We start from the raw sequence: 5904 nt of genomic DNA, 5'->3' as shown, positions 1-5904 counted from the left end.
CAGACGCCCTCGGAGGAGCTGAAGGAGAGCCTGCGCAGGAGGGAGGAGGAGCTCCTCAAGGCGAGGCGCCTCCGCCCCCTGCCCCCCAGGCTCGCCCACCGGCGGCTCGGGGTCAAGGGGAGAAGGAGCCCTCCGTCAAGCGCGCCTTCCCTGCCCCTCCAGGTGGGGCCGTCCCAGCCCGAGCCCCTCCAGGTCCATCGCCGCCTCTAAGGGGGTCCAGGCCGCCTCCCCTTCCCTCGGGCGCAGGAGGAGGCGGGGGTTGGGCAGGTACCGCCCCCGTCGCAACCTGAGGAAGAGCCTGCGGGCGGGGCGGTAGTCGCTATCCACCTCGCTCCGCGCCAGGACCGCGCCCAGGTAGGCCCTCCGCTCCCCCAAGGTCTCCTTGCGGGCCAGAGGAGCGGGGAGGAGGGCGGGGGGCAGGTGGCCCAGGGCCTCCGCCAGGTAGCGGGCCGTGACCCCCTCCTCCATGAGGGGCCCCCGCAGGCGCATCTCCGGAAGGGCCAGGGCTTTGAGGCTGGCCAGGGCCGCGAGGAAGGCCCAGTACTCCGGCATCCGGGGGTAAAGGCGGACGAGGTGCCCGTCGGCCTGGAGGTCCAGGGCCGTGGGGGCGAGGAGGTCCGCCACCAGGGGAAAGCGCTCGCGGGCGAAGGCTTCGTCCGAGAGGGCCCGCTCCAGGGCGTGGAGGAAGGGGGTGTAGCCGAAGGGGTCGCGGGCCTCGGGGTCGGCCCCTTGGGCCAGGAGGGCCTCGAGGAGCTCCCGGTTCCCCGCCCGGGCCGCGAGCATCAGGGGGGTGAGGCCCAAGGGGGTGCGGAAGTCGGGCCCGAAGTCCCTCACCTCCCAGAGCACCTCCTTCCACCCCCGCCCCTCGTAGCTCCGGAGAAGGCGCCGCTCCAGGTCGCGGAACTGCCCCTCGCCGTAGTCCAGGCTGGGGGCCAGGAAGGGGTTTAGGACGTTCCGCGCCCTCTCGTACCCGGCCAGGGCCAGGGCCTCCAGGAGGGGGCGGGCCCGGTGGAAGAGGGCGTACTCGTAGAGCTCCCTGAGGAGCTTGCCGCGAAGGCGGCCCGCGCGGAGCTCGGGCAGGAGGGCCCGGACCCGTTCCCGGTCGTACACGGTCCAGGGCACGGGCCGCTCCTTGAGGAAGGCCTCCCGCACCGCCCGGGCCTGCTCCAGGTTGCCGTGGGCCTCGAGGCGGGCCGCTTCCCTGGCCCACTCCTCCCGGCTGGAGGCCCGGGCGGCCACCTCCAGCTCCTTCCCGGGCTCCAGGCCCAGGAGGCGCAGGAAGGGGTGCTGGGGGTCCTCCTCCAGCCAGACCACCTCCTCCACCGCCCGGGTAACGGCCACGTAGAGGGCGTTGGTGAAGAACTTGTAGACCTCCAGGGACTTGTCCTCCTTGTCCGGGGCCCGGCGGTAGGTCAGGGGGCCCTCGAGGTCTTCCGGGCCCACTCCCCGGGCCACCTCGCGGTAGACCTCGGGGGCGCTATCCACGGGGCGGAAGAGGACCACGGTGGGGTACTCCAGGCCCTTCACCTCCTGGGCGGAGAAGAGGAGGGGCGTGCCCAGGGCCTGGCGGGCCCGCTCCTTGTCCTCGTCCCGGAGGACCACCACCGCCACCTGGGCGCTTTGGCGGATCCTCCGGTCCAACTCCTTCAGGAGCTCGGGCGCCGCCCGGTGGAGGACCACCCGCCCCTCCCGCTCCCCCTGGGGCTCCACCAGGTAGGTGCTCTCCCGGTCCACGGAACCGAAGCGGGCCTGCTTGAGCCGGAGGAGGCGGTTGGCGAGCTCGGAGACCTTGCGGGCGTTGCGGTAGTTGGCCTTAAGCACGGTGATGCGCTCCAGGGCCTGGGCGTCCTCCCGGAAGAAGTAGCTCTTGAGGGTCGCCCAGCTGAAGAAGTTGGGGTGGACGATCTGGTGGCTGTCCCCGGCGAGGAGAAAGGCGCCCTTGGCCTTGAGGCTCCTGAGGAGCAGGTCCACCTGGGCCAGGGTGAGGTCCTGGACCTCGTCCACCGCCACGAAGTCGTAGGCGGGCTCCACCCGCTCCCGGTAGCGGTGGGCGAGAAGGCTCGGGTCGTAGAGCCCTTCCTCTTGGAGGAACTCCAGGTACTTCTGGAAGAGGGCGTACACCTGGGGCCTCAGGTCCTTGGGGTAGAGGCTCTGGCGCACCCCCAGGGCCAGGTAGGCCTCCAGGGAGAGGGGCCCCTCGGGGCTCGCCAGCAACACCCCCCGGAACTCCTCAAAGAGGGCGTGGGCGTGGGTGAAGGGATAGGCCCGGGCCCGGGGGGCGAAGAAGCGCAGGAAGTCGCGGAAGCCCACCTCCCTTCCCCCGGGCACCTCGAGGGTTTCCAGGAACTCGCGGAAGGAGAGGAAGTCGGCCTCCTGGTAGGGGTTCTCGTAGCCGTGGGCGAAGTAAAGGCGGCGGGCCTCCCGGGCCAGGAAGGGGCTAAGGGTGGCGTAGAGGACCCGCCCCGCCTGCTGGCGAAGCTTCTCCAGCACCAAAGCGGTCTTCCCGGAGCCCGCCGGGCCGAGGAGGAGGAGAGGAAGCGGGGCGCGGAGGACCGCGTCCTGGACCTGGTCAAAGGTGAGGGGCTTGTCCAGGAGGTGGAAGCGGGGCGCCTTGAGGTCCAGGTGGCGCACGGGTTCGGCTTGGGCAAGGGCGGACTCCGGGGCCAAGATCTCCTCCTCCCGCACCTCCGCCCCCCGGAGGAAGCGGGAGCGGTGGTAGGCGTGGTTGGGGATGACCTCGAGGACGAGCCAGGCCCCCTCCTCCCCCACCCGCACCGGCTTGAGGAGAAGGCGGTCCTTGTCGCTGAGCTTGGCGCGGAAGTAGGGGGTGGGCGTTAGCTTCTTGAGCTCAGCCTGGGCCAGGTGCCCCGAGCGCAGGGCCTCCAGCACCCGCTCCAGGCGGTCCCGGAGGTGGGGGGGGACCTCGAGGCCCTCGTAGAGCAGGACCCTCATGGGCTTACGGTACCCTGCATGCCGGCTGGCCGCAAGGGCTCGCGGCTCCACCTCGGCCCCGGGGGCACAAGGAGGTTGGTCCGCAGGTAGGCACAACGGGCCTCCACCCTGGCCCAAAGCTCCCCCTCCGTGTCCACCCGCCCCGCGTCCACCAAGGGCCAGACCCGCTCTACGGGCTGGAGCTCGGGAAAGTAGGGAGGAAGAAAGACCAGACCCATCCCCTCCGGCACCTCCAAGCGCTGGGATACATGGCGGGCGGTGGAGGTGCGGGGCCCGGGGAACGCGGAGGTGTCCCCGGAGGTGGAGGCCTTCGCCCGGGAGCTGGCCGAGGCGGCCCAGGCCCCGCAAAGCCTCGCACAAGGGATGCCCAAGCTTTGGCCGCGGGAAAGCTCTTTTGGGGCCCCCACCGCGGCAAAAGCCGCGATGGGGTACTTAGCCACCTGCCCTTTCCGCTTTTACGTCCGCCACCTCCTCCGCCCTCGGCGGGACCGGGAGGCGGAAGACGGGGACCGGGCCGAGGGGGTCCTGCGCCGCCTCTTGGGCCTTCTTGGGGCGGAAGCGGGCCCGGGCTGAGGCGGCCCCTCGGGGGCGATGGGGCTGGCCCGGATAGCCCTAAAAGGGGACTGGGCGCTGGCCGCGGATGGGGTGGGGGCTTCTTGTGGGCCTTCTAGCCCACGAAAAGCTCGGCTTGTGCGCGTGGTTTCCCAGGGGCCTTGCATTTTTCCCAGGAAAAGGCTATGGTTGTTTTAGGCCTGGGAAAGGGGGTTTGGGGTGGAAGGTCTTTTCCCGGTAGGTCCCAAGGCGCTCAGGGTCCGCTTCCTAGGGGAGGAGCCCTTCTCCCTCGAGGCCCTCGAGGGCGCCGACCGCATCCTCGCCCTCACCTACTCGGCCTCCGAGGGCCTCATCCGGGAGCTCGCCCCCAAGGTGGGGGAGATGGAGGTGGTCTTCGGCCACCCCACCCCCGTGGGCAAGCTGGACCAGCTCCTCGCCCTCCAGGCCCTGGTCCTGGAGGAGATCCAGGGAGAGGTGAAAGGAAGCGAGGCGGTGCTGGAGGCCCTGCGCTCAGGAAGGCTCCGCCTCCTCCTCTCCCGGCGGGCGAGCCACGCCAAGCTCTACCTGGTGGAGAAGGGAGGGCGGCGCTTCGCCCTGGCGGGGAGCGCCAACCTCTCCCGGAGGGCCCTCGAGGGGGGCCAGGCGGAGGTCCTCTTCCTGGTGGAGGACGAGGAGGGGGTGGAGCGCCTCCTCGCCCTCTACCGGGAGGTGCGGGGGGAGGCCGACCCCGTGCGCCCGGAGGTCCTCCTGCGCCAGGCGGCGCCCGAGGACCTTCCCCTCCTCCAGGCGGCGGAGAAGCGCCCCGTGGTGGTCCAGGTGCCCAAGGAGGTGCCCGTGGTGTACCGGGCCGAGGTGGTCCTGAGGCGGGCCAAGGTCTACGAGCCCGTGGCCAAGGAGGCCAAGCCCAGGCCCGGAGGGGTGGAGATCCCGCCCAAGGCGGTGAAGGCCCTTAAGCTCGGGAGGGCGCGCTCCGAGGAGGAGGAAGGCCCCCCCTTCCTGGAGGTGCGGGAGGAGGAGGGGGGCGTGTTCGCCCTGGGGGAGCTACGCCCCTTCCTCTCCCTGGAGGACCCGGAGGTCCGGGAAGAGGCCTTCGCCATGGCCCGCTTCCTCAACCGCTACCTCTCGGGGCACTTCCTCCACGAGGAGGAGGCCCGGGAGCAGGCCGAGGCCTACTTCCGCCTCTGGGCCTGGTACTGGACCGCCCCCCTCATGAGCCGCCTCCTCCGCCGGGCCCACCTCGAGGGCCTCTCCCCCCACCACTACCCCCTCTACGCCCTGGTCTTCGGGAAGTCGGGGGCGGGGAAGACCACCTTCCTGAGGCTCCTCTCCCGAAGCCTGGTGGGGGTGCCCGTGGACCCCATCCCGGGCACGGAGCTCGGGAAGCGGGCCCTCCTCGCCCTCCACGAGTCGGGGAGCGAGTTCCCCGTGGTCTTTGACGACGTGGCGCCGCGGGACTTTTCCGAGAAGGTGGAGCCCGTGGTGAAAAGCCTCTACGAGACCCCCCGGGGCACCCTCACCCCCGTGGCCTTCTCCTTCAACGCCTCCCAGGCCTACGCCCCTCCCGAGGAGGTCCGGAGGCGGGCCTTCCTCGTCCACGCCCAGGCCGTCCTGGACGAGACCCGGCCCGAGGTGGCGGGGCGGGTGCGGGCCGAGGCCGAGCGGGACCTCCTCCTGGTCCGGGGGGCCTTCTTCCGGGCCTTCCTCCCGGGCCTCCTCGAGGCCCTCCGGGAAGAGGAGGACTGGCTCCTCGCCTCCACCCGCGTCCTCGCGGCGCTCCTCGGGGAGGTGCTGGGCGCCCCGCCCCCCTGGGCCAGGCCCCAAAGCCTCGCCGACCTCTCCCAAAGCCGCCTCGCCGAGGTGAAGGAGAAGATGCGGGCCCTGCTCAAGGTGCACCGGCTGGAGTGGAAGGCGGGTAAACCCCACCTCCGGCTGGGCCCGGACGCCCGCAGGATCGGCCGGGAGCTCCCCGGCTGGCTCGTGGAGGAGGTTCAGGGGGAGGTCCTGATCCTGAAGGAGAAGGGCCTGGAGAAGCTCGGCCTGCGAAAGCGGGCCCCCTGGTGGCCCTTCCGGGGCTGAGGTGGGTGGACGGGGCGGCGGGCCTATAGGCCTCCTTCAGCTTCTCCGAAATCGGGGGGAAGCCTAAGCCCGGGGAGGAGCGGAAGGCCAAGGAGAAACGGCCCACCCCCTGGGCTTCCGCAAGCCCCTGGGGAGCTCCTGAAGCCCCAGGCCCAGCGCCTGAAGGCCGCCCTCTTGGGACGGGAGCGCTACACGCCCTTTTACTTGCGAACGCGCTAGTTGCTACACTTATGCGCAAAATTGCGGGGCAAAGCCGTCTTTTAAAGCTTTCTCATCTGGTAGCTTCGTCCTGAAGGTTTCTTTCCTCGCAAAAGTGGACTTGGT

At 71.1% G+C, this 5904-nt stretch carries 4 protein-coding genes; 2 read left to right on the top strand and 2 right to left on the bottom strand.

Annotation, left to right across the window (positions count from 1 at the left end):
• Positions 1-135: 135 nt before the first annotated feature.
• Together AC01Y6_RS09250 and AC01Y6_RS09245 are read right to left on the bottom strand one after the other, a co-directional pair.
• Positions 136-2952: a P-loop NTPase family protein gene (locus AC01Y6_RS09250; protein ID WP_476671241.1), complete on the bottom strand. Its 2817-nt coding sequence runs from the start codon at positions 2950-2952 to the stop codon at positions 136-138.
• Complete coding sequence (locus tag AC01Y6_RS09245) at positions 2949-3170, bottom strand: hypothetical protein (RefSeq protein ID WP_428720671.1); 222 nt, start codon at positions 3168-3170, stop codon at positions 2949-2951. Before AC01Y6_RS09245 ends, AC01Y6_RS09250 begins: the two co-directional genes overlap by 4 nt.
• Before the next feature lie 205 nt (positions 3171-3375).
• Here AC01Y6_RS09245 and AC01Y6_RS09240 point away from each other — a divergent pair, with 205 nt between their 5' ends.
• Both AC01Y6_RS09240 and AC01Y6_RS09235 read left to right on the top strand, forming a co-directional pair.
• Positions 3376-3525: a hypothetical protein gene (locus AC01Y6_RS09240; protein WP_476671240.1), complete on the top strand. Its 150-nt coding sequence runs from the start codon at positions 3376-3378 to the stop codon at positions 3523-3525.
• 198 nt (positions 3526-3723) lie between these two features.
• Positions 3724-5580: a hypothetical protein gene (locus AC01Y6_RS09235; protein WP_428720673.1), complete on the top strand. Its 1857-nt coding sequence runs from the start codon at positions 3724-3726 to the stop codon at positions 5578-5580.
• Positions 5581-5904: the final 324 nt, after the last annotated feature.

The organism is Thermus sp. (assembly GCF_056332225.1).
Note: the sequence above shows the minus strand (reverse complement) of the source record. Positions and strands in the feature narration are given on the sequence as shown.